This window comes from Mucilaginibacter sp. (assembly GCF_964263795.1).
GTDB lineage: Bacteria > Bacteroidota > Bacteroidia > Sphingobacteriales > Sphingobacteriaceae > Mucilaginibacter.
Map to the genome: position 1 here is coordinate 47867 of NZ_CAXVWK010000100.1, position 22348 is coordinate 70214.

General features: G+C 43.8%; 18 protein-coding genes. 7 read left to right on the forward strand and 11 right to left on the reverse strand.

Translation table 11 applies throughout. The features are described 5' to 3' along the window. Window positions 1–8: 8 nt before the first annotated feature. Entirely contained in the window at window positions 9–932 is a 924-nt protein-coding gene (locus ACE5CV_RS16320) for a cation diffusion facilitator family transporter (protein WP_374951260.1), read from the reverse strand. Between the two features lie 264 nt (window positions 933–1196). After that, window positions 1197–1670, reverse strand: a complete 474-nt coding sequence (rlmH, locus tag ACE5CV_RS16325; protein ID WP_374951261.1) for a 23S rRNA (pseudouridine(1915)-N(3))-methyltransferase RlmH — start codon at window positions 1668–1670, stop codon at window positions 1197–1199. Between the two features lie 64 nt (window positions 1671–1734). Here rlmH and ACE5CV_RS16330 point away from each other — a divergent pair, with 64 nt between their 5' ends. Then, window positions 1735–3543, forward strand: coding sequence for a DNA mismatch repair protein MutS (locus tag ACE5CV_RS16330; protein WP_374951262.1), 1809 nt, complete (start codon window positions 1735–1737; stop codon window positions 3541–3543). 128 nt (window positions 3544–3671) lie between these two features. Here ACE5CV_RS16330 and ACE5CV_RS16335 read toward each other — a convergent pair whose 3' ends face one another. Together ACE5CV_RS16335 and leuS are read right to left on the reverse strand one after the other, a co-directional pair. Then, window positions 3672–6203, reverse strand: coding sequence for a TonB-dependent receptor domain-containing protein (locus ACE5CV_RS16335; protein WP_374951263.1), 2532 nt, complete (start codon window positions 6201–6203; stop codon window positions 3672–3674). Between the two features lie 211 nt (window positions 6204–6414). Continuing rightward, window positions 6415–9249 carry a leucine--tRNA ligase gene (leuS, locus tag ACE5CV_RS16340; protein ID WP_374951264.1) on the reverse strand — a complete coding sequence of 945 codons (2835 nt, stop codon included), beginning with the start codon at window positions 9247–9249 and terminating at the stop codon, window positions 6415–6417. 167 nt (window positions 9250–9416) lie between these two features. Here leuS and ACE5CV_RS16345 point away from each other — a divergent pair, with 167 nt between their 5' ends. Next, window positions 9417–9800 carry a DUF1634 domain-containing protein gene (locus tag ACE5CV_RS16345; RefSeq protein WP_374951265.1) on the forward strand — a complete coding sequence of 128 codons (384 nt, stop codon included), beginning with the start codon at window positions 9417–9419 and terminating at the stop codon, window positions 9798–9800. Between the two features lie 44 nt (window positions 9801–9844). Then, on the forward strand, window positions 9845–10060 hold the full coding sequence (locus tag ACE5CV_RS16350; RefSeq protein WP_374951266.1) for a KTSC domain-containing protein: 216 nt from the start codon (window positions 9845–9847) through the stop codon (window positions 10058–10060). Between the two features lie 54 nt (window positions 10061–10114). Here the strand turns inward: ACE5CV_RS16350 and ACE5CV_RS16355 are convergent, their stop codons facing one another. Next, a complete protein-coding gene (locus ACE5CV_RS16355) occupies window positions 10115–12541 on the reverse strand; it encodes a TonB-dependent receptor domain-containing protein (RefSeq protein ID WP_374951267.1) in 2427 nt (808 codons plus the stop codon). 200 nt (window positions 12542–12741) lie between these two features. On the opposite strand from ACE5CV_RS16355, the gene ACE5CV_RS16360 reads away from it, so the two are divergent. After that, a complete protein-coding gene (locus tag ACE5CV_RS16360; protein ID WP_374951268.1) occupies window positions 12742–14028 on the forward strand; it encodes an alpha/beta fold hydrolase in 1287 nt (428 codons plus the stop codon). Between the two features lie 132 nt (window positions 14029–14160). Here ACE5CV_RS16360 and ACE5CV_RS16365 read toward each other — a convergent pair whose 3' ends face one another. After that, entirely contained in the window at window positions 14161–14634 is a 474-nt protein-coding gene (locus ACE5CV_RS16365; protein WP_374951269.1) for a DinB family protein, read from the reverse strand. A 95-nt stretch (window positions 14635–14729) separates the two neighbouring features. Between ACE5CV_RS16365 and ACE5CV_RS16370 the strand changes: the two genes are divergently transcribed. The 3 genes from ACE5CV_RS16370 (at window position 14730) to ACE5CV_RS16380 (ending at window position 17342) form a co-directional block, all read left to right on the forward strand. Then, window positions 14730–16502 (forward strand): DUF885 domain-containing protein, encoded by a 1773-nt coding sequence (locus ACE5CV_RS16370; RefSeq protein WP_374951270.1) that lies wholly within the window; start codon window positions 14730–14732, stop codon window positions 16500–16502. Window positions 16503–16506: 4 nt separating this feature from the next. Then, complete coding sequence (locus ACE5CV_RS16375) at window positions 16507–16701, forward strand: DUF5808 domain-containing protein (protein ID WP_374951271.1); 195 nt, start codon at window positions 16507–16509, stop codon at window positions 16699–16701. A 251-nt stretch (window positions 16702–16952) separates the two neighbouring features. Further along, window positions 16953–17342, forward strand: a complete 390-nt coding sequence (locus tag ACE5CV_RS16380; protein WP_374951272.1) for a hypothetical protein — start codon at window positions 16953–16955, stop codon at window positions 17340–17342. Window positions 17343–17500: 158 nt separating this feature from the next. Here ACE5CV_RS16380 and ACE5CV_RS16385 read toward each other — a convergent pair whose 3' ends face one another. The 5 genes from ACE5CV_RS16385 to ACE5CV_RS16405 form a co-directional block, all read right to left on the reverse strand. Then, window positions 17501–17797: a septum formation initiator family protein gene (locus ACE5CV_RS16385; protein WP_374951273.1), complete on the reverse strand. Its 297-nt coding sequence runs from the start codon at window positions 17795–17797 to the stop codon at window positions 17501–17503. Window positions 17798–17950: 153 nt separating this feature from the next. Continuing rightward, entirely contained in the window at window positions 17951–19303 is a 1353-nt protein-coding gene (locus ACE5CV_RS16390; RefSeq protein ID WP_374951274.1) for a DEAD/DEAH box helicase, read from the reverse strand. A 167-nt stretch (window positions 19304–19470) separates the two neighbouring features. Continuing rightward, window positions 19471–19992 (reverse strand): signal peptidase II, encoded by a 522-nt coding sequence (gene lspA / locus ACE5CV_RS16395; RefSeq protein WP_374951275.1) that lies wholly within the window; start codon window positions 19990–19992, stop codon window positions 19471–19473. Between the two features lie 167 nt (window positions 19993–20159). Continuing rightward, window positions 20160–21458, reverse strand: coding sequence for a phosphopyruvate hydratase (gene eno / locus ACE5CV_RS16400; RefSeq protein ID WP_374951276.1), 1299 nt, complete (start codon window positions 21456–21458; stop codon window positions 20160–20162). A gap of 162 nt (window positions 21459–21620) precedes the next feature. Further along, complete coding sequence (locus ACE5CV_RS16405) at window positions 21621–22346, reverse strand: DUF2490 domain-containing protein (protein ID WP_374951277.1); 726 nt, start codon at window positions 22344–22346, stop codon at window positions 21621–21623. Between the last annotated feature and the right edge of the window lie 2 nt (window positions 22347–22348).

The following is a 22348-nucleotide window of genomic DNA, read 5'->3' on the forward strand; positions in this document are numbered from 1 at the left end:
CGTAAACACTAACAATCCGGCTGTTCACATTTCTCATCACTAAACTCCGGTTCGAAAGTACTGTGACTGATAGAAAGATGTTCTAACCGGTGGCGCAGGTCGTGTTTAATATCGTCAAACATTGCCATGTCTTCAGGTTTTACCACCAGGTGGGCCGTTAGCGCGTTTTCTGTAGTGCTCAGCGCCCAAACATGCATGTGGTGAATGTCTGCCACTCCGTCGGCTTTCATCAGCTCAGCTTTGATCTTTTTCAGGTCGATATCTTTTGGTACACCATCCATCTCCAGCCGCAGGCTATCTTTTAATAAGTTCCATGTGCCGGTTAATATCACAATACCAATAATGATACTTACAGCACTGTCTATCCAAACCAAATGGGTAAAGTAGATGATAACGCCCGATATCACTACCCCAAAGGATACAATGGCATCTACCGCCATGTGCAGGTAGGCACCCTTAACGTTCAGGTCGGTGTCTTTATCCTTCACAAACAGCCATGCTGTAAAGCCGTTTATACCTATACCTGCAAGCGCGACCCAGGCTACAGTGCCTCCGGCAACAGGTTCGGGGTGCATAAAGCGTATAACTGCTTCATAGATGATAAAGCCAACGGCTACCAACAATATCACCGCGTTAAAAAACGAAACGATGATGGTACTGCGCTTATAACCGTAAGTGTATTGGCTGTTAGAGCTTGCCTTGGCCAGCTTAAAAGCCAGCAGGGCTAAAGCTAACGAGGCCACATCACTTAAATTATGCCCTGCATCGGTTAGCAAGGATAAAGAGCCGCTGATGAGCCCGGCAATCACTTCGATGATAACGAATGCCGAGTTAAGTACTATACCCCAGATGAAGGCGGCGTTCAGATGGTCCAGCTTTGGCGCGTGGTCGTGGTGATGGTGCCCGGAATGGTCGTGACTGTGCATATGCATGGGGTAAAGTTAGGTAAAAAACAAGTTAGCAGTGCCTTGTTAGGAATGTTTGCGTTGTATGAACGTTGGTGGTTGTTCATTTCTTTTAACACCAAAAGAAACGAACCAAAGAAAAGTGCCGACTTGGTAACACCCTATGTAAGTCAGTAATTTTTCAGTGCCTGTGCCAGCCGTGTGTTACGCTATGTCGGTTTATAAAGCCAATCGTTCCGTTCTTCATGGTCAGAAATCTTATTAATTATAAAACCAGCTTAATCAAAGCGCTCACTGGTGGTGATACGGCTCGCCTTTTATAATGCTGAATGCGCGGTAAAGTTGTTCGGTAAAAAACAGGCGTACCATCTGATGTGAAAAGGTCATACGGCTCAACGAGATCTTATCATTAGCGCGCTGATAAACCGAATCGTCAAACCCGTAGGGGCCGCCTACTACGAATACCAAATTGGCCGACGAGGTAACCGACCGCTTGTTAATGTAATTAGCAAACTGAACGGAAGTAAATTCAGTACCGTTCTCGTCCAATAAAATCAGGTGATCTTGCGGGGTAACTTTTTTGAGGATTAGTTCTGCCTCTTTTGTTTTCTGCTGCTCTTCCGTAAGGGCCTTGGTGTTTTTCAACTCCGGGATCTCGGCCATATCCAGTTTAGTGTAATGTTTAAGGCGCTTCACATATTTTTCGATACCCTCTCTCAGGTAAGCATCCTCGGTTTTGCCAACAGTTACAAAAGTGATCTTCATAAAAAAAACAAATAACGGTTATTTAAAATATAAGCGTTTAATTTACTTTGATTTTTATAGCAAAATGGAACAGGATATTTTAGACAATTACCGGCAGCGTGCTGCACTTGCGCAGCGGCAGGCAGATCATTATAAAAAGCAAGTTGACACCTATTCCTTTTTGCGCCTCGGCATTTTCGCACTTATGGTAGTGGCCATATATGTAGGTATTAAGCAAGATACCTTTACCGTTATTGCGATTGGCTTTGCTTTGTTACTTTTTGCTTTTATGTGGCTGGTATCGCGCCAGTCGGGTTTTGAGCGGCAAAGGCAGTATTACCTTAAAGTGGTCGAGGTAACTAATAACGAGCTGAACAGCATTTTAAATCACACCAATATTTACAGCAACGGTGACAATTATAATAACGAGAAGCATTTCTATACATCTGATTTGGATATTTTTGGAAACGCGTCGTTATTCCAGTTAATTAACCGGGCGGCAACCGCTACCGGTAATCTTAAACTTGCAGCCTGGCTAAGCGGCCCTGCCCAAAAGCCCGAAGTTTTGCTGAGGCAGGAAGCTGTTAAAGAGTTATCCGCTAAAAACGATTGGAAGATTGATGTACAGGCTAAACTATTGTTTGCTTTTAAAGAGGATGTAAGCCAAATGAAGCGCCTTTTTGGATACCTGGCTAACCCTATCAACCTCTCGGGCGAAAAGTGGTTGCGTGTTTACATCAAGATTGCGCCTTACCTTTTATTCGGACTGTTGGCGGCCGGTTACTTTTATCCGGTGTTAACCATTGCGGGTGTTGTCACTGCGCTTTTTAACATGGGGGTTATTATGTCAAAAGGCAGTGATATCTTAAAATCAGGGGCCATTGCCGATAAAATAGGCGCTGTATTGGCCAATTATGCCGTTGTGTTAAAAACCATTGAAACCCAGGAGTGGAAGGCGCAGCGTTTAGTTGACCTGAATAGTAAACTCCAGGTTGGTAATACCTCTAAAAAAATTGAAGAGCTGTCAAAGCTTGTTAATAAATTAAGTTATAGCCTGATCATGATCGTGGGCTTTATACTGAACGTCTTTTTTTTATGGGCATTGAAGCAGATCATCGCCATAGAAAACTGGAAGCGCGATAATCATTTTCAAATAGAGGAGGCTTTTGATATCATTGCCGAGTTCGAAGCACTGATCAGCATAGCGGTACCGGCTATCAATTATCCTGACTGGGTTTATCCCGTAATTGCCAATACCGCCGGTTACACCTTATCGGCTAAAAATATTGCCCATCCACTTATCCGCAGCGACAAACGGGTAGATAATGATTATCAGCTAATAGACGCTTACCACATCGACATCATTACCGGTAGTAATATGGCCGGCAAGAGTACCTTTTTACGTACCGTTGGCATCAACACTGTATTGGCTTTAAGCGGCGCGCCCGTTTGCGCGTCGGTAATGGAATTATCTGTCATGACAATGGTGAGCTATATGAGGATCAAGGATTCGCTTAATGAGAGTACATCAACCTTCAAGGCCGAGCTTGACCGCCTGCAGATGCTGCTTGCGGCCGTGGAGCATGAAAGCAATGTTTTCTTTTTAATTGACGAGATGCTGCGCGGTACCAACTCTATGGACAAATACCTGGGCAGTAAAGCCGTTATTGAGCAATTGATCAGCAAGCGGGGAGTGGGTATGGTTGCCACGCACGATCTGCAAATTGCCCGCCTTGAGGATAAATATCCGAATTATGTGCGCAACTATTATTTTGATATCCAGGTACGCAACGGCGAGATGCTTTTCGACTACAAGATCAAGCATGGCGAATGCAAAACCTTCAATGCATCGTTGTTACTTAAACAGATAGGGATAGATGTGGGGCAAGAATAAGGCTGATAGCTGTGCGTATTTTCTGATAGCGGCGGTAACAGCAACAATATTAAGCTTCAATTGGTAAGAAACAAAAAAGGGCCTTCCGATAATTTGGAAGGCCCTTTTTTTATTGTAGAAATGTAAAATTACTGACGGGCTGGTGCACCACCGCCGCCTGTGCCGGTTTGGTCGCCGCCTTGTATAACGTCGTCATTGTTTACACCTTTCTTTTTCTGTTGTTGCGGGTTGCTGAAGCTTATTTTACCAAAGCTATAGCTAAACGTTAAACCGAAAGATTGGAATGGTATGCGTGTACGTGAACTTTGCGTAAAGCCAGGGCTTGAAATTTCCTGGTTAAATGATTTGTTAACTGCAAACGGCTGAATGGTATTGAAACCGATGGAAGCTTTTTTATCCGCAAATTGTTTTTTTATACCGAATACATAAATACCAAATGCCGGGCTGGTACCCTGTATGGTACGGCGTGCCGAGTTTGAAAAACCAAACGCCTCAACAATGTAATTTTTTGGCAGGTTTAAGGTAGCGCTACCGAACAGAGTAGACATTAACCTGGTTTTTAAGGCATCGGGATTAATAAAGTTGGCGTATTGTGTGTATACAGTTGGGTTGTACGTAAATACGTTAACACTACCACGGATTGTTAATGGCTTAATAGGGTTGATAGACCCGAAGAAGCTTGCACCAATTGAATTGTTTTTGGCAACGTTATTTTGTACAGTACGGTTAACAATTACACCATTGTCATTCACCGGGCTTGCAATACCTTCAATTAAATCTGCAGTGTTTTTATAGTAAACAGATAAGTTGATAACCGATGTTTTGATAAATGCGTTGTAGTTCAACTCAACCGTTTGTGATACTTCCGGAGCAAGGTTAGGGTTACCAACCGATTGGCTTTGCTGCTGGCTACGGTTAATGAACGGGTTTAATACCTGCAGGCTTGGGCGCTGGATACGCTTGGTGTATGATAATTTAAGCGTACTTGCACCAATTGCTTTTTGTAAAGTTAAGCTTGGGATGTAAGTATTATAACTTGCTGTAAACGGCTGTAAAGTTTGCGAGTTGCTGCCATTGGCGTAAGGTGCCTGTGGGTCGCCCTCAATTTGAGTGTTTTCTAAACGTGACCCTGCCAGTATAGCGAAATTTTTAGGCAGGTTAATGGTTAACACACCGTATCCGGCATATACATTTTGCGTATAGTCGTAAAGGTTAGAGTTTTGTGTGTCAAACACAGGGTTACTGCCATCAGGGTTTAAAGCATAGATATCATAAATACTGTTGATACGCCTTTGAATGGTTTTACCGCCTGCTTCTAACTTAAACATTTTGTTGATAGGCAAGGTGTAATCCAATTGGCCGGTGTACTCGTCATTCTTGCCACTGTTTTTAGCAAGCTGACTTTGATACTGCGCAGAAAATAAGTTGTTATAATCGCTTTTGATAATGCTATGGCTCCACTGGCCTGATATAACTACTTCATGACCCTCTTTTTTGAATTTATGGGTGTAGTCGACATTCCAGTCAAACCCGCTAAATTTATTGTGAGATATGGTGCGGCCGGTATAAGTAAGGTTTTTTGACGGGTTAATAAGGTCTTCAAATGTATAAGTACCACCACCATTAGCGTTAAATCCGCCATCGTTCAGAGCTATGGTACTGTTAATACTGTTAAAACCGTTAAACTCGTAACCTGCACTTAATGACCCACGAACACCATGACGTTTAATCTCGTTACTAGAGCTGTTGGTGTTGCGCTGGTTAATGCCGTTAGCAGTAAGCTCCTGGTTAAAATCTGTATAAGATGTTTGCGGCCAGCCTGCATTACCACCCAAATTAGCCGAGAAGTTAAAACGGTTTTTATTATAGTTCAGGTTCATGTTGCCATTGTTTTGGCGGGTACCTACACCACCGCTAACCGACCCGCTAATGCCCGATGCATTTTTGGTTTTGGTAATGATGTTAATGATACCGCCCGAACCTTCTGCATCATATTTTGCCGACGGTGATGTGATCACCTCAACGCTTTTGATCTGATCTGCAGGGATGGTTTTTAAAACATCGCTTAAGCTGGCAGATGTTGCACCCGATGGTTTGCCGTTAATCAGTACCCGAACGTTCTGGTCCCCACGCAGTGCCACATTACCGTTCATGTCAACAGATAACAAAGGCACTTTTTGCAAAACGTCTGTTGCGTTACCACCCGCTGCGGTAAGGTCTTTTTCGGCATTGTAAACAATCTTATCGATCTTGTTTTCAATAAGCGATGCCTGCCCAATTACCTGCACTTCTTTTAAAGCACGTGCACTTGGTGCAATAACCACGTTACCCATGTTGTTATCCGGTTTTGAAGCGGTAGTGGTAACCGGATCAACGGTTTTGGTTGGATAGCCAATAAATGATATGGTGATCTTATAATTGCCTGCACCAACATTGTCCAGTTTAAAGTTTCCTTTTTCATCGGTAAGTACACCGGTGATAGGGGTTTTAGCGCCGCTTCTGAACAAGCTGATGGTAGCGTAATCTACCGGCTTTTTACTGAGCGAATCTATCACTGTACCAGAGATACGCCCTTTTATAGACGAACCGCCCCCGCCGAATTGTGCCCGGGCAGAAACTGCGGTACAGAAAATTATCATTATTAGTAATAAACGTTTCATATTGTATTATTTTCGTAATTGGAGGCGAAATTGCCTTAAATGTTACAGGTGTTTAAATGTTTTTTGTAAAAAATTGGTAACATCAATGTATATGTTACACTAAGCGTTAAGGATTAGCAACTTACCGGTTGGTTTAAGCGGAGATATTACAGCGAAAAAGCGCCGAATTCCCATACAATCGGATTTCGGCGCTTTTTTGCGGATAATGGTATTACACAACTAAATTCACGATGCGGCCTTTCACCACAATCACTTTTTTAGGTGCCTTGCCATCCAGGTATTTTTGAACATCGGCGTGGGCCAGTATAGCCTCTTCTATTTCCTTTACATCCATGCTTAAGGATAAGCTGATATTGGTTTTCATTTTTCCGTTGATAGAAACCGGGTAGCTGAATTCATCTTCTACCAAATAGGCCGGGTTAAATTTAGGGTACGGCGCATAAGATATTGTTCCAGCCTCGTTACCTAACAACACCCAAAGTTCTTCGCAGATGTGTGGTGCATAAGGCTCCAGGATGATCACCATATCCTGCAATATGCCGCGCTTGTTGCATTTAAGGTCGGTTAATTCATTAACGGCAATCATAAAGCTTGATACCGAAGTATTGAACGAGAAGCGTTCAATATCCTGCTCTACCTTTTGGATGATCTTGTGCAGGGCTTTCAGTTCGGCTTTGGTTGGCTCGGCATCACTTACGGCAAAGTTCCAATCAGCATCGTGGAATAAGCGCCAGAATTTACGCAGGAATTTAAATACGCCCTCGATACCATTGGTGTTCCAGGGTTTGCTTTGCTCCAGCGGACCCAGGAACATCTCGTACATGCGCAGGGTGTCGGCTCCATAACGCTCGATCAGGTCATCGGGATTAACCACGTTGAACTTAGACTTCGACATTTTTTCAACCTCGACACCGCAAATGTATTTGCCGTTCTCCAGGATGAATTCAGCATCAGCAAAGTCTTCCCTCCAAGTTTTGAATTTGCTTGTATCTAAAACCTCGTTATCTACGATGTTGACGTCGACATGCAAAGGAGACGTTTTGTAATCTTTAATTAGGCCATGTGATACAAATGTATTGGTTCCCTTGCCTTCGTCATTAATCAAACGATATACAAAGTTGCTCCGGCCCTGTATCATCCCCTGGTTAATGAGTTTTTTAAATGGCTCTTCCTCCACCACTTTGCCAATATCCTTCAAAAACTTATTCCAGAAACGGCTGTACAACAAGTGCCCGGTAGCATGCTCGCTACCACCAATGTACAGATCCACATCCTTCCAATATTTTATCGTCTCTTCAGATGCAAAGTCCGCATCATTATGGGCGTCCATGTAACGATACCAGTACCAGCTCGATCCGGCCCAGCCCGGCATGGTGCTCAATTCGTATTCACCTTCGAGGTGTTTCCAATCTGCGGCCCTGCCAAGAGGCGGTTCACCGCTTTCGGTCGGCAGGTATTTATCAATTTCAGGCAATACCAATGGTAATTCGCTTTCATCTATTAAATACGGAAGGCCATCCTTAAAATAAACAGGTACCGGCTCGCCCCAGTAACGCTGACGGCCAAAAATGGCATCGCGCATCCTGAAGTTCACTTTAGCTTTGCCCAGGCCCATTGCTTCTAATTTGGCTATTACCGCGGCTGTTGCTTCCTTATACCCCAGGCCGTTAATAAAATCGCTGTTTACATATTTACCATCCTTGGTTGGGTCAGCTTCCGTATCCATTTGCTGGATATCCATTATGCGGATAATCGGCAGATCGAAATGTTTGGCAAACAGATAATCCCGCTGATCGCCGCTTGGCACGGCCATAACTGCACCGGTACCGTAACCTGCCAAAACATAATCGGCTATCCATACTGGAATTTTAACACCGTTAAGCGGGTTGGTTACGTAGCTGCCCGTAAACGCGCCTGATACGGTTTTTGTATCGGCCATGCGGTCCAGCTCGCTTTTCTTTTTAGTTTGGGCGATGTAGTTGTCAATATCGGCCTGCTGCCCGGGTGTGGTTAGCCTGGCTACTAACTCATGCTCGGGTGCTATTACCATAAAGCTTACCCCGAATATGGTATCAACACGGGTGGTGAATACTTCGATGTAGGAGGCGGAGTCCGCAGTGCGGGGTGCGGTTTCAAAGGACTCTCCTGAATCCTCGTTCTTCGCTCCCTCCAAAGGAAACTTTACACTGGCACCTACACTTTTACCTATCCAGTTACGCTGCATTTCTTTCAACGGCTCGGGCCAGTCTATTGTATCCAGACCGGATAGCAGGCGCTGGGCATAAGCGGTAATGCGCATGCTCCACTGCATCATTTTTTTCTGCTCAACAGGGTAGCCGCCGCGTTCGCTAAAGCCGTCTTTCACCTCGTCATTCGCTAATACGGTACCTAAGGCGGCGCACCAGTTTACGGTACTTTCGCGCAGGTAGGTAAGGCGGTATTTTAAAAGCTCGGCCTGCTGGTCGTGCGCTGTCATGGCCTTCCACTCAGCGGCGGTAAAAGCAATGGTTTCGTCATCACAAACGGCATTGATGCCCGCGCTGCCGTTGCTTTCAAAATGGGTAATCAATTGGGCAATGCTTTCTGCTTTATCAGCATCTTTATTATACCAGCTGTTAAAAAGCTGCATAAAGATCCATTGTGTCCATTTGTAATATCCCGGCGAACTGGTGCGCACTTCACGGCTCCAATCGAACGAGAAACCTATCTGGTCTAACTGTCGGCGGTAGGTGGCAATATTGGCCTCGGTAGTAACAGATGGGTGCTGCCCTGTTTGTATGGCATATTGCTCTGCCGGCAAGCCAAAGCTGTCATAACCCATGGGGTGCAGCACATTAAAGCCTTTCAGGCGTTTGTACCGCGCAAAAATATCAGAGGCAATGTACCCCAGCGGATGGCCTACATGCAAACCCGCGCCTGATGGGTAAGGGAACATATCCAGCACATAATACTTGGGTTTATCAGAATCGTTTTTAGCTGCAAACGTGTTGTTATCGGCCCAAAACTGCTGCCATTTTTTCTCTATATCTTTAAATTGATAGTCCATTGTTGTAATTACGCCTGTGAGGATGCGAAAATAACAAAATAGGTTGATTACTAATCAGCCAACAGGCGCAGTTTGAAAAAAGACTATTAAATCTGTAGGTAAACATTAAAGTTGGACACTCGCCATATATCCGTTAATTTCGGCAATGTGGCGTTTGTGTTTTAGCTATGACAAGGAATTTTAAAGATAAAGACATGCAGGTAGTAATAGGCTGGGTGCTGCGCCTCGGCGTATTTGTATCTATGGCTATTGTGCTGATGGGCGGCATATTATATCTATATCGCCATGGTCATGCTACAACCGACTACAGCACTTTTAAAGGAGTACCTGATTTTGTGCAGACCCTCCCCGGTATTATTCACGGCATCGCAACTTTACGGGGCCGGGCCATCATCCAGGCCGGTATTATTTTGCTGATTGCAACACCGGTTGTAAGGGTTGCGTTTTCGGCAGTGGGGTTTATTTTAGAAAAGGACCGGCTTTACACCGTCATCACTTTTATTGTGCTGCTTATTATTATCATCAGCGCCCTTAGCGGACACGCCGGATAATCCAATTTTTGAAAACCGTTTTTATTTTTAATTGCTTCTATCATATGCACAGGCATGAAGTAAAATCATCTGCATTGCAAAGTGTTGGGTATGATCCCAACTCCAAAATCCTTGAATTGGAATTTAAGGATAATGGCGGGGTGTGGCAGTACTTTGGGGTTGGCAAGGCTATATTTAAAAGGTTTATGACCAGCGACTCGCTCGGCAGATTCTTTGTTACGAAAGTGAAAGGTAAATATCCGGAGCTAAAAATTATCTGACAGCAACTGTTTAGCTAATACAGCTAAGTATTTGTTTTAATCCGTTGGTGACAATTACTTCATTCGCAACTGCTCCGACTCATTGCCGGTTTTGCGGTTTTCGGTAGGCGTTAATGTGGTTTTGCCAAAACGGTAGCTGAAATTTAACCTGATAATTCTCGATTCCCTTTTATCTGTTTGACGCAGGTCCAGTCCCTGGTAGTCAGTAGCGTACCTGTCGCGCAGGGTGTTGAAGATGTCGGAAACGTTTAGCCCCAATGAGCCGCGTTTGGCCAGTATCTTCGCCTTTAAACCTGCATCAACAGTATACTGTGCCTTAAAGTAATTTACCCCATAAGCATTTGGCGTTTCGTAGCTTCCGTAAACTTCTGCAGATAATACCTTATTTATGGCAAAACTTTGGGTTCCGGAAACCAGCATATCCCCGGTTTTTTGATTCAGGTTGCCGTTACCGGGATAAGCTTTGTAGCGCTGATAAGATGCGATCAGGTCATAATTGCTGGCCCACCAGCTGGTGATGGTAACAGGGATGTTAAATGTAACCCCAATTGCAGTAGTAGTGCCCAGGTTTCGAAAATTCAATACCGCTATTTTGTTAACGGCGTTTTGTGTATAAAACGGCAGGATAACATCCGTGCTTAACGACGCGTAAATTGATGACGATATACGGTCATTGTAAATATGGCCAAAAGACAGTGTGTTAGCGTATGAAGGTTTGAGGGTTGGGTTGCCCGCCTGATAATTATACAGGTCTATAAATGTAAAAAAAGGGTTCAGGCGCTCATACTCGGGCCGGGTGATGCCGCGGGTAAATGTAACGTTAAACTGGTTTTTGTCGTTACGGCGATAATTCAAAAGTAAGGATGGGAACAGGTTAAAATACTTCCGGTCTAGTACCTGGTTGTAAGTAATAAAAAGCCCTTCTGATTTGGTGTACTCGCCGCGTAGCCCCGCTTCCAGATCATATTTTCCAAATGTGTTTTTATAATTCAAGTAACCGGCGCCAACATTTTCGGTGTAGGAGAATTCACTGCTCAGGAGAGGACTTACAGTGTAGGTAGTACCAACCAAAGGCCCAAATACAAAGTTATTATCGCTTTTGGTGCGGCTGTATTTTAAACCGGCTTCTAACTTGCCCGCTTTTGAAAACGGTTTGCCATAATCAAGCAGGGCTGTAAAATTGTTACGGTGCGATGGCGACAGGTTTTGCAGCAACAGGGGTTCACGGTATTGATCACCAGCAGCATTAAAAAAGTTATTGCTGATGTATTCATCGTTACGGCGGTTAATTGGGGTGTAGTTAAGGCTGGCCACTATATTGTCGCCTGCTGCGCTCAGTTTGCCGTTGTAATTTATGTTATAGTTAACATTGTCTAATTCCCTGTCTATGGTTGATGTTGCCCTGATCACCGAATCGAGGTTACCCTGATTGGTGATATTTAAGTTGTTATGCTTATCTATATTCACATCACTTGCGGTACCATTTATCACAAAGCCGATTGTATGGTTGGCACTAATGTTATAATCGGCGCCAATTTTAAAAGTGTGATTTATAAATTTCTGATCGGTGTAGTAGCTGGAATTATAGTTGCTCAGCAGGCCTGCGTTAGTGATGTTTCGGTCGGTAAAAATATTACGGTATGTTTTGCGCGCCTCGAAGTTATAGTTGCCAAAAAAATTGATGTTTTTGTCGCGGCTGTTAAATAATATCCCCGTGTTGGTCTTATAGTATTTACCATAACCCACCATAGCAGTAAATACACCATTAGTGCCTACGTTTTTTCCTTTTTTTAGCACGATATTGATAATGCCCCCACTGGCTGCGTCGTACCTGGCCGAGCCTGCCCGGATGATCTCGATCCTGTCGATAGTAGTGCCTTGCGTGCTTCTCAGCAAGTTTGTAAGTTCGGCACCTGTTAAATTGGTTGTTTTGCCGTCTATTAGTATTAAAGTCCCCTGCCTGCCGCTTATGCTCACATTATCGCTGTTATCAACCTTAATTCCCGGAGATTGCTTTAAGATCTCCAATGCCGATTTGCCATCGGCAGTGATACTGGCCTGCGGGTTAATGATCACTTTACCGGGGCGGGTTTCAACAAAGGGGCGGTTTGCCGTTATGGTAACTCCTTTAAGCTCGGTATTGGCGGCAGTTAAAATAACGGGTGACAGGGTAAGTACCTGCCCGGGGGCAAGTTCAAAATTTTTGGAAAATGTGCGTTGGTAGCCCAGGCGCGTAGCAAGCAAAACGTACTTGCCAGGTTTTAAATTTAAAAAATTATACGTGCCGTTACCGCTAACCAATGCCGACGCCGCAACAGACGAATCGGGTTGGTTAAGTAAAACTACGGTAGCAGCCTGCGCCGTAACATTATCTGGTAAAAAAACGCTACCACTTACTGCTGACGGCCTTATTTGGGCGTAACTGAAACTATACAAACATAAAATGAACGCTACTAAAAAGCATCCGTATTTAACCCTCATTAATTTTTGGTAGAATTTTTTGCGATAGAATTGCTTTGAATGAAAGCTTTAAATATAACAACATTATTACAATGATGTAAATTTAACATTTCCTTTTACGCACATTTTTTATAAATGTTGCCGTAAGTAATAAGCAATTAGGAAACGGCGTTCCAATTTTTGTTATTTTCGTGCCAAACGTTTGTACACCTGATTATAAAATGAAGATATTTTACAGTGTTATTTTAGTATTGTTAACGGCTTTTACTGCCAGCGCACAAACCCCTCCGGCCAATTATCTGGTTGTGCTAAATAAGTTTAAGCAATTTTACAATGGCAACAAGCCAGACAGTGTATATAATATGTTTAGCCCCGAATTAAAGGCCAGCATCACTGCCGATAAGTGGAACACAACCACCAGCCAGTTAAAGGCGCAGTTAGGCACCTTAAACCAGGCGGAGCCGGTTGAATATATAGCACCTACCGCTATTTATAAAGCGGTATTTGCCAACGCGACTTTCCTGCTAAACATTTCGCTGAATAACCAGAATAAGCTTATCGGGATATTTTTTAAGCCATATAAAGATCCATTCGTAACCATTCCGGTTGATCCGTCTTTAACCGAGTCGCCGGTTGCCTTAAAAACCCTTTCCGGTACAGTTTCTGGTACGTTATCGCTGCCAAAAGATGCTACAGGTAAGCTTCCTGTAGTTCTTATCATTGCCGGCTCTGGCCCTACAGACCGCGACGGAAACAATAACCAGGGCAGCTTATCAGGTAACACTTATAAAATGCTGGCGAACGAGTTAGGCAAAAACGGCATTGCCTCATTAAGGTATGATAAGCGTGGCATTGGGCAAAGCGTGTCATCAACCAAACCTAAAGAGATGCGTTTTGATGATTATGTTGATGACGCCGTAGGGTTGATCAACATGCTGAATGATGATTCCCGTTTCTCTAAGATAGTTGTTTTAGGCCATAGTGAAGGGTCATTGGTAGGCATGCTGGCCTGCCGCGATCAGCCCGCGAAAGCATTTATATCTATTGCAGGTGCAGGCCAGCCTGCGGATAAGATCATGACCGAGCAGATGAAGGCCCAGCCGCAGTACATTGCTGATAATTTTAAGCTGATGCTGGATAGTTTGAAAAAGGGAAAATTTACAGATAAGATTGACCCGAAGATCTACGCAATAGCAGGGCCCGATATGCAGCCTTACCTTGCGTCCTGGTTTAGGTATGACCCTGCCCGCGAACTAAAAAAGATCAAACTGCCTATGCTGATCTTGCAGGGAACTACTGATATACAGGTTACCGTTGCCGATGCAGAGAAACTTAAGAAAGCGGCACCATCTGATGCCAAACTGGTAATTATCCCGGGCATGAACCACGTTTTGAAAGAAGCCCCCGCAGACAAGGCCCTAAACACTGCAACCTACACAAAACCAAATCTACCGCTAAAACCCGAATTGGTGAGTAGTATAGTCGATTTTGTGAAGGGCTTAAAATAGATCAGTGTAATTAACTGCAAGGAACGAAGCAATCTTTAGATTAATATAGCTGATATGAAATTTAAAGCCTGCTTCGTTCTTCGTATTCTCTGTTAAGTATCACAAAACTAATTTTCGTGTTTCTGCAAACCTTTACGATTTCCAAATCCCCAGCAGGCGTCTTAATAAGATGATCTCTGCAGTATGGTAGGCGGTATGATCGGCCATTTGCAGTGCTTCGCGCAAGATAGTTTGGCCGGTACCGTGTGGTATATTGGCATAAATGTCCTCGCTCTTTAGCAATTCTATAAAGGCATCCCTGTCAGTATTGATACTTTCAATGGTCTTTTCCCAGGTAGCATCGTTAGCCGGGCTGCTTTCTTCGGGCCAGTATTTGTCAGGCCATTTGGGCGATTCATGGCTGCCGTCTTTACTAAACTCCAGCATATCCCATTGCGCTATCCGGATGTGCTCTGCCAGTTGCCAGATACTGTAAGGCAAATTATCAGGCTTTATACCGCGTTTATCTGCAGGGATATCTGCAAGAGCGTCTTCTAAGGTAGCATGCGCGCCACCACCCTCTAAAAGTTTAATAATTTCTGCTATCAGGATCTGGTGCTCGTCCATAAAATGTTTTTGTTATATAACAATTTAAGCGGGGGTTTGATTTTATTTGGATCAAATGTTTTAAGTTTATCCATTATAGCTAATACACACTTACTGTGATTAAAAAGATACTTTTATTATCGCTTTACGTAGCCGCTTTTTCGGCATGTAAAAAAGACGGCCAGGGCAGCGAGCAGATCACCACTAAAGATGATGCCGCTTTTAGCCTTTATGAAGAGCACTTTTTAGATGAGCTTTGGAAACAAAACCCTGATTGGGCAACAAGCGTTGGTTACCACAAGTATGATAGCCTGATGGTTATTCCAACCGATAAAAATCGCAATGAGGCTATCCATTTCAGTAAGAAACAAATGGATTCATTGAGCCGTTTTGAGGTAAACAGCCTTTCTGACGCCAACAAAATGGATTATCATTTAATTCAAAACCAGATGGAATCTATCCAGTGGAACCTGGAGCAGTTAAAGGATTACCAGTGGAACCCATCGTCATACAACGTCATCAGCACCTTTGCCTACATCTTAAATGAACATTACGCGCCTTTAAGTAAGCGCATGCGTAATTTTTATCAAAAGATGGCCTTTATCCCGGCCTATTATAAGGAAGCCGAAAAGCAGATCAAAAATCCGGTGCCCGAACTTACCTCACTGGCTGTTGATCAGCATCTGGGCGGAGTAAGCGTGTTCAAGAGCGACTTTGCAGACTCACTTAAGAAAACCAATATACCGGTCGCCGAGCAAAAGTTAATGCTCGACCGAGCCAAAGTATCTGCAGAAGCTATTCGTAGTTTTGCGGCTTATTTAAAGGCCCTTAAAAATGATAAACCCCGCAGCTTCCGGCTGGGTAAAGAACTGTACGAAGCCAAGTTTAAATACGACATCCAGGCCGAGGGAACCGCCCAGCAAACCTACAACTCTGCAGTTGAACGTAAAAAGTTTTTGCACCGCGAAATGACCAGGCTAAGCCGCCAGCTTTGGCCAAAGTATTTCGGTACACGCAGTGCGCCTAAAGATTCGCTAGAAGTGATAGCTCAGATGATAGATACCTTGTCGGCCAAACACGTTGCCCCTGGTGAGTTTCAATCGGCCATTGAGAAGGAATTGCCAAAGCTTACCGCCTTTATTCGTACAAAAGATCTGCTCACGCTTGATCCGTCTAAACCGCTGGTGGTACGCAAGGAGCCGGGTTACATGGCAGGTGTTGCCGGTGCGTCGGTAAGTTCGCCGGGGCCTTACGATAAAGAGGGTAACACCTATTATAATGTAGGCAGCCTGGCGGGTTGGGCGCCGGAACGTGCCGAAAGCTACCTGCGTGAGTACAACCAATACATTTTGCAGATACTGTGCATCCACGAAGCGATACCGGGGCATTACACGCAGCTGGTTTACGCTAACAAAGCGCCAAGTATCATCAAATCTGTTTTCGGTAACGGAGCGATGATAGAAGGTTGGGCGGTTTACACCGAGCAAATGATGCTGGATGCCGGCTTTGGTAATAACGAGCCCGAGATGCGCCTGATGTGGTACAAGTGGAACCTGCGATCGGTATGTAACACCATCCTGGATTATAGTGTGCATGCCAATAACATGGGTAAAGAACAAGCAATAAAAATGCTGACCAAAGAAGCCTTTCAACAACAGGCCGAAGCCGAGGGCAAATGGAAACGGGTAAGTGTGAGCAGCGTGCAGCTCACCAGCTATTACACGGGTTACAAAGAAATTGTGGCATTGCGCGATGAGTGGAAAAAGAAAAAGGCCAACGCCTATAAGCTAAAGGAGTTTAACGAGAAGTTCCTGAGCTATGGCAGCGCCCCGGTTAAGTATATTAAAGAAGCGATGTTCGCTGTACCTAAAATAGAAACCCGTAACTAACCCAATGAACGAATTAAATAACGACGACAACAGCCATTGGAAATGGGGATTGGTCTATTACAATCCGCTTAACCCTAAGCTGATCATCAACAAGCGCTATGGATTAGGCTGGACATTCAATTTTGCCCATAAAGCTACTTGGTTATTTTTATTGGCAGTGGTGGTGATAACAATAGTGGTGAAGGTACTGGTCAAGTAAGCTCTCTGAATGCGAATTTTAAGAATTAAAAGAATTACAAATACGCAATCAAAATTCCTTAATCCCCAAGATCTGCTAAATCCGTTATCTTTTTTCATCTCGCACGTCTTAGTGGGTCTCCATACCCTGCACTATGAAAGATCGCAGATTCATAAAAGAGAGACCCTGCGGCGACGAGATTGCACTAATGCGAATGCAACCCCTAATGGTGCTCCGCAAGGCCATGGGCCATGTAATTAATTTAAAGTCAAATGAAATTTTTATTAATGTTATTAATTATATTCTCTCTTTTGATAGGAATACCTATCAATGGAGGCGAAAAAGGTTGGATATCTATTTATGGCGTCGAAGTATCCGCCCCGATGTCGTTGCTTAAGGCAGGCTTAATGACAAATTTTGAGTTTATAACTTGGATATTATTGTTAATTACTCATATGTCCATTTTCAGCTTGCCATTTATAACCAAGAGTAAGCATTTTAAAAAAGCCCTTTATTTTTTTCCAACGTCCTATTTGATATTGTTTTTACTTGTTGGAAATGTTGCAATTTTGTTGTTGCTACCTTTTATTATTACGTGGATCATTGTAATGTTTATAGCAAATGAACGAATTGCTGTCACCGGTCGAAGAATAAAACTTTAATTAAGGATAACGGCAAGGCGTGTTGCACTACGTCATGCCGAATTTATTTTGTCATCTCAGATGCATAGTCGCCACTTATCAAGAAGGATTCTGAAATAAATTCAGGATAACGGAATGTTTAATTCCATACAAATACTTAAAAATCTGCTGAATCTCGGTTATTGTTTCTTCTCATGTTCGATAACAAAAACGTCTTCGTTATCTTTTTTCATGAGGTATTTTTCGCGGGCGAATTTCTCAAGTTTTACCTTGTCGGATGTGAGTTCATCCAGGTCATTATTTACCTTTTCGGTTTCGGTTTTGTAGAATTGCTGCTCCTGCTTAAGTTTGCTGAGCTGCTGATGGTATTCATATTGAGAGAACAGATCGTTCTTATCAAAAAAGATCATCCAGATAACAAATGCCACCGTTGCCAGAAAGAATTTATTCTTGATAAGGTCAAAAAGGCGTTTCATTTGTCCGGGCTGAATTTTCACTTTAAAGCTATTTAATTTCTTTGAGGGATGCAAATAAATTTTCTGGTGAGTAGTGAGTAGTAAATAGTGAGTGGTGAGCAGATAACAGGATTTTTAGAACTTAAAGCCAATGCCCAACACCCACTACCTAACTTAATCCCTGCGCCTTTGGCCGGATGACCTGCTGCCGCCGCTCATGCCGCTGGCACCGCCACGGCTATTGGTGGCACCGCCACTGCGATTACCGCCCGGCCTTCCGCCGCTGCGTTGACCGCCACCACCACCAGACCTACTGCCGCCACCGCTTTTGCTTTTAGCAGGAGCGTTTTTGGCTTTGCTCAGCATCTTCTCCGTCATGGCTTGTATGCTCAACGGGTAAGGGTGCCCTTCTTCAATCGGTATTTCTTTAGCTATCAGTTTATGAATATCTTTCAGGTAATCAATTTCTTCTTCGCCATCGCAAAAAGTTAAAGCGATACCACTTGCGCCGGCACGGCCTGTACGGCCAATACGGTGAACGTAAGTTTCTGGTATATTAGGTATCTCGTAGTTGATCACGTGGGTCAAATCGTCAATATCAATACCACGGGCAGCAATATCGGTAGCTATCAAAACGCGCGTAGTGCGGTTCTTAAAGTTAGTTAACGCACGCTGGCGGGCATTTTGTGACTTGTTACCGTGTATGGCTTCGGCAGTAATACCGGCTTTCACCAGGTCTTTCACCACCTTATCCGCCCCATGCTTAGTACGGGTAAATACCAGTGCGGTTTTAATTGCCTTATCTTTTAAAATATGATTAAGCAACAGGCGCTTATCGTTCTTTTCAACAAAGTATAAAGATTGTTGAATGGTATCGGCTGTTGATGATACCGGTGCAACTTCCACACGTGCAGGTTTTTGCAGTATAGAATCGGCCAGGCTCTGAATTTCGATAGGCATGGTAGCGCTAAAGAAAAGTGTTTGCCTGTTTTGCGGTACTTTGGCAATTATCTTTTTAACATCGTTAACAAAGCCCATATCCAGCATACGGTCGGCTTCGTCCAGTATCAGCATTTTTATATGCTCTAAATGCACAAAGCGCTGGTTCATCAGGTCAAGTAAACGGCCGGGGGTAGCTATTAAAACGTCCACTCCGCGGCGCAGGGCATCTGTTTGCGGGCCTTGCGATACACCACCAAAAATAACCAGGTTTTTTAAGCCGGTGTTTTTGCCGTAAGCGGTAAAGCTTTCGCTGATCTGGATAGCCAATTCGCGGGTAGGGGTAAGGATAAGGGCCTTAATTGATTTTTGCTCTTTATGCTTTTGCTTGTCTAAAAAAAGTAACTGCAAAGTTGGGATTGCAAAGGCAGCTGTTTTACCGGTACCGGTTTGTGCGCAGCCTAAAAGGTCGCGGTGTTGTAGTATGTAAGGTATTGCTTGTTCTTGTATAGGCGTAGGGTTTACATAACCCTCAGTTTTTAAAGCCTTTAATATAGGCTCAATTAAATTTAAATTTTCGAATGACATGTAATGTTTGTAATGTATATGTGCTAACGCGAAGCATTAAGAGGATTCTGAAGAGTATGTATTGATCAAAACCGTAAATCGACGGGTATTTACGGCAAAGATACGCTTTTATTATTAAGTAAGGTATGATTGCTGAGTTGTGAGTTTTAGGTGACGAGGGAGGGACTTTATTCTGCAGCCAAGGCTTCCTGCTCTTTCCCGTCCTTATTCTTCACAAAGCCATCAACAAATATCAGCCCGACACCTATCATAATAGATACATCGGCAACATTAAAAATACCGGTTTGAAAAAGGCCGAAGTCGATATGCATAAAATCCGTTACTGAGCCGTGGGCGATACGGTCGTATAGGTTACCCATGCCGCCGCCGATAACAAAAATGATCCCGAAAAGCGTAAGCGGGTTAAAATTGCGCTTGATGAGGATGTAAAGCAATCCGCCCAAAAGCGAGAGCACCGGCAATAAGGTAAGCAAAATAAAACGGTAAGGGTTGGCTAGTTTGTCGCCAAGGCTAAGGAACGCGCCGGTGTTCTCTACCTTTAAAAGCGTAAAATGGTTGCCAATAAAGCTGTACCGGTCATAAACATCCAGCTTTGTGCGCACAATTGATTTAGACACCTGATCGCACCCAATGGTAAACGCCAAAACCAATAAGATCACCACAACCCTGACTATACCCCTGCCTTTCATCCCGGCTAAAGTATAAAGAGATCGGGAGAATTGAAAATGGGATAGTATTGCATTATCTCGGCAATAGTGAATATCCTTTAAATGGTTATCTGCATTAAAAGCGTAGATACATAAAAAAAGCCCCGGTTACCCGGAGCTTTTAATTTTCCCTTACGGCTTTAGCTTTTTTATCTTTTCTTCAAAAATTTAAAATCTTTACCAATAAAACGGGCCGAAGTACCTAATTCCTCTTCGATGCGCAGCAATTGGTTGTATTTAGCGATCCTGTCGCTGCGTGATGCCGAACCGGTTTTGATCTGGCCGCAATTTAAGGCTACCGCTAAATCGGCAATGGTAACATCTTCTGTTTCGCCGCTACGGTGGCTCATTACCGAGGTGTAACCGTTGCTTTGTGCTAAACTTACTGCGTTGATAGTTTCAGTTAATGAACCTATCTGGTTTACTTTTACCAGGATAGAATTGGCAGTATCGTTGTCAATACCTTGTTGTAAGCGTTTAACGTTGGTTACAAACAAATCGTCACCCACTAACTGGATCCTGTCGCCAATTTTTTCGGTCAGCATTTTCCAGCCATCCCAGTCATCCTCAGCCATACCATCTTCAATAGAAATGATCGGATATTTTGCAGCTAATTCAGCAAGGTATTCTACCTGCTCGGCGCTGGTGCGGATAGCACCTTTTTCGCCTTCAAATTTGGTATAATCGTATTTGCCGTCTTTGTAAAACTCAGATGCAGCACAATCAAACGCGATAAAGATATCTTCGCCCGGTTTGTAACCTGCTTTTTCAATCGCTTTCAAAATGGTTTCAACGCCATCTTCGGTACCTTCAAAAGTTGGGGCAAAGCCGCCTTCGTCGCCAACAGCGGTAGATAAACCACGGTCATGCAGGATCTTTTTGAGGTTATGAAACACTTCGGTACCCCAGCGGATAGCCTCAGAAAAGGTTGAAGCGCCAACAGGCATGATCATGAACTCCTGGAAAGCGATAGGCGCATCAGAGTGCGAACCACCATTAACAATGTTCATCATCGGGATAGGCAGGATGTTAGCGTTAACACCGCCAATGTAACGGTATAAAGGCTGGCGGCTTTCCTGAGCGGCAGCTTTTGCAACGGCCAAAGAAACACCCAGGATAGCGTTAGCACCCAATTTACCTTTGTTTTCGGTACCATCAAGCTCTATCATTAAACTATCGATAGCGTTTTGCTCAAATACGTCAACGCCTTTCAGTTCGGCAGCGATGATCTCGTTTACATTATCAACGGCTTTTAAAACGCCTTTGCCCATGTATACCGCTTTGTCGTTATCGCGAAGCTCAACAGCCTCATGCATACCGGTTGAGGCACCAGACGGTACCGCAGCACGGCCAAGAACACCGTTTTCTGTAATTACATCTACTTCAATTGTAGGGTTGCCACGAGAGTCAAGTATCTGGCGCGCATGAACATCAATTATTAAGCTCATAGTTTATTTTATGATTTTGTGAGTGATATACTAAGTAATTTGCAGGGCTAAGTTAAGCGCAAAATCAGGAAACTGCAATTGAAATTTTGTATTTATACCGATTAGCAGCCAATTGTGTTAAAAATACACCAACGGGCTCATTTGATCTTGCTGATGAGTATATTAATCGGTTGTGGTAGGCACCTGCTCATGCTCCTTACTGTTTTTGCGGTTAATGCGATACATTAAAGTAAGTATCATATTGTTTTTTGCACTGCTGGTGTTTGCGGTGTAGTTGCGCTGATTAATCCACCCGGCCTGCGCTATCCACTTTTTATCGAACTGGTAACCTATTGCTGCCAACAGCCGGTTACGCTCAAAGTTGGGTGTTTTATTGGTGAAGAACACCTCATCGTAAACAGAGAGAAACCAGGTTCTTGCTACGATCTTGGTGTTGTTAAGCGGGATGAACATGTTAAGCCTGTAGCGAAACCGGTTGCGGTATAAGCCATCTACCCAGCGCTGTTCTACGCGGTAGCGGTGCTCAAACTTTAACGGGGTAAGAAACTGGTTAATGGTCATTTGTTCCCAAACGCGGTACTCGTTTATGGTTGGCCCGTCGCTTACGTTAAAGTAGTCGTAAGTGTGGTAAGTACCGGTGCCAACCAGTGCCACAAAATTTTTGTCGATGTCGTAACTTACGCCGGCCTTTGCCTCATAATATTGGAACTGACTAAAAAATGCGCCGTTGGTACGGGTTTGAAACTCAGCGTAACCACCCCAGCGGTGGGCACTATCGCCCGGCATTACCGCCGTTACAATACCCCAGGTACCAGGTTTTGAGTCCTGTGCCTTTAAGGCAACCGATGAAAGGGTTAAGATTGCCCAGATCCCTAAAATTTTACGCATAT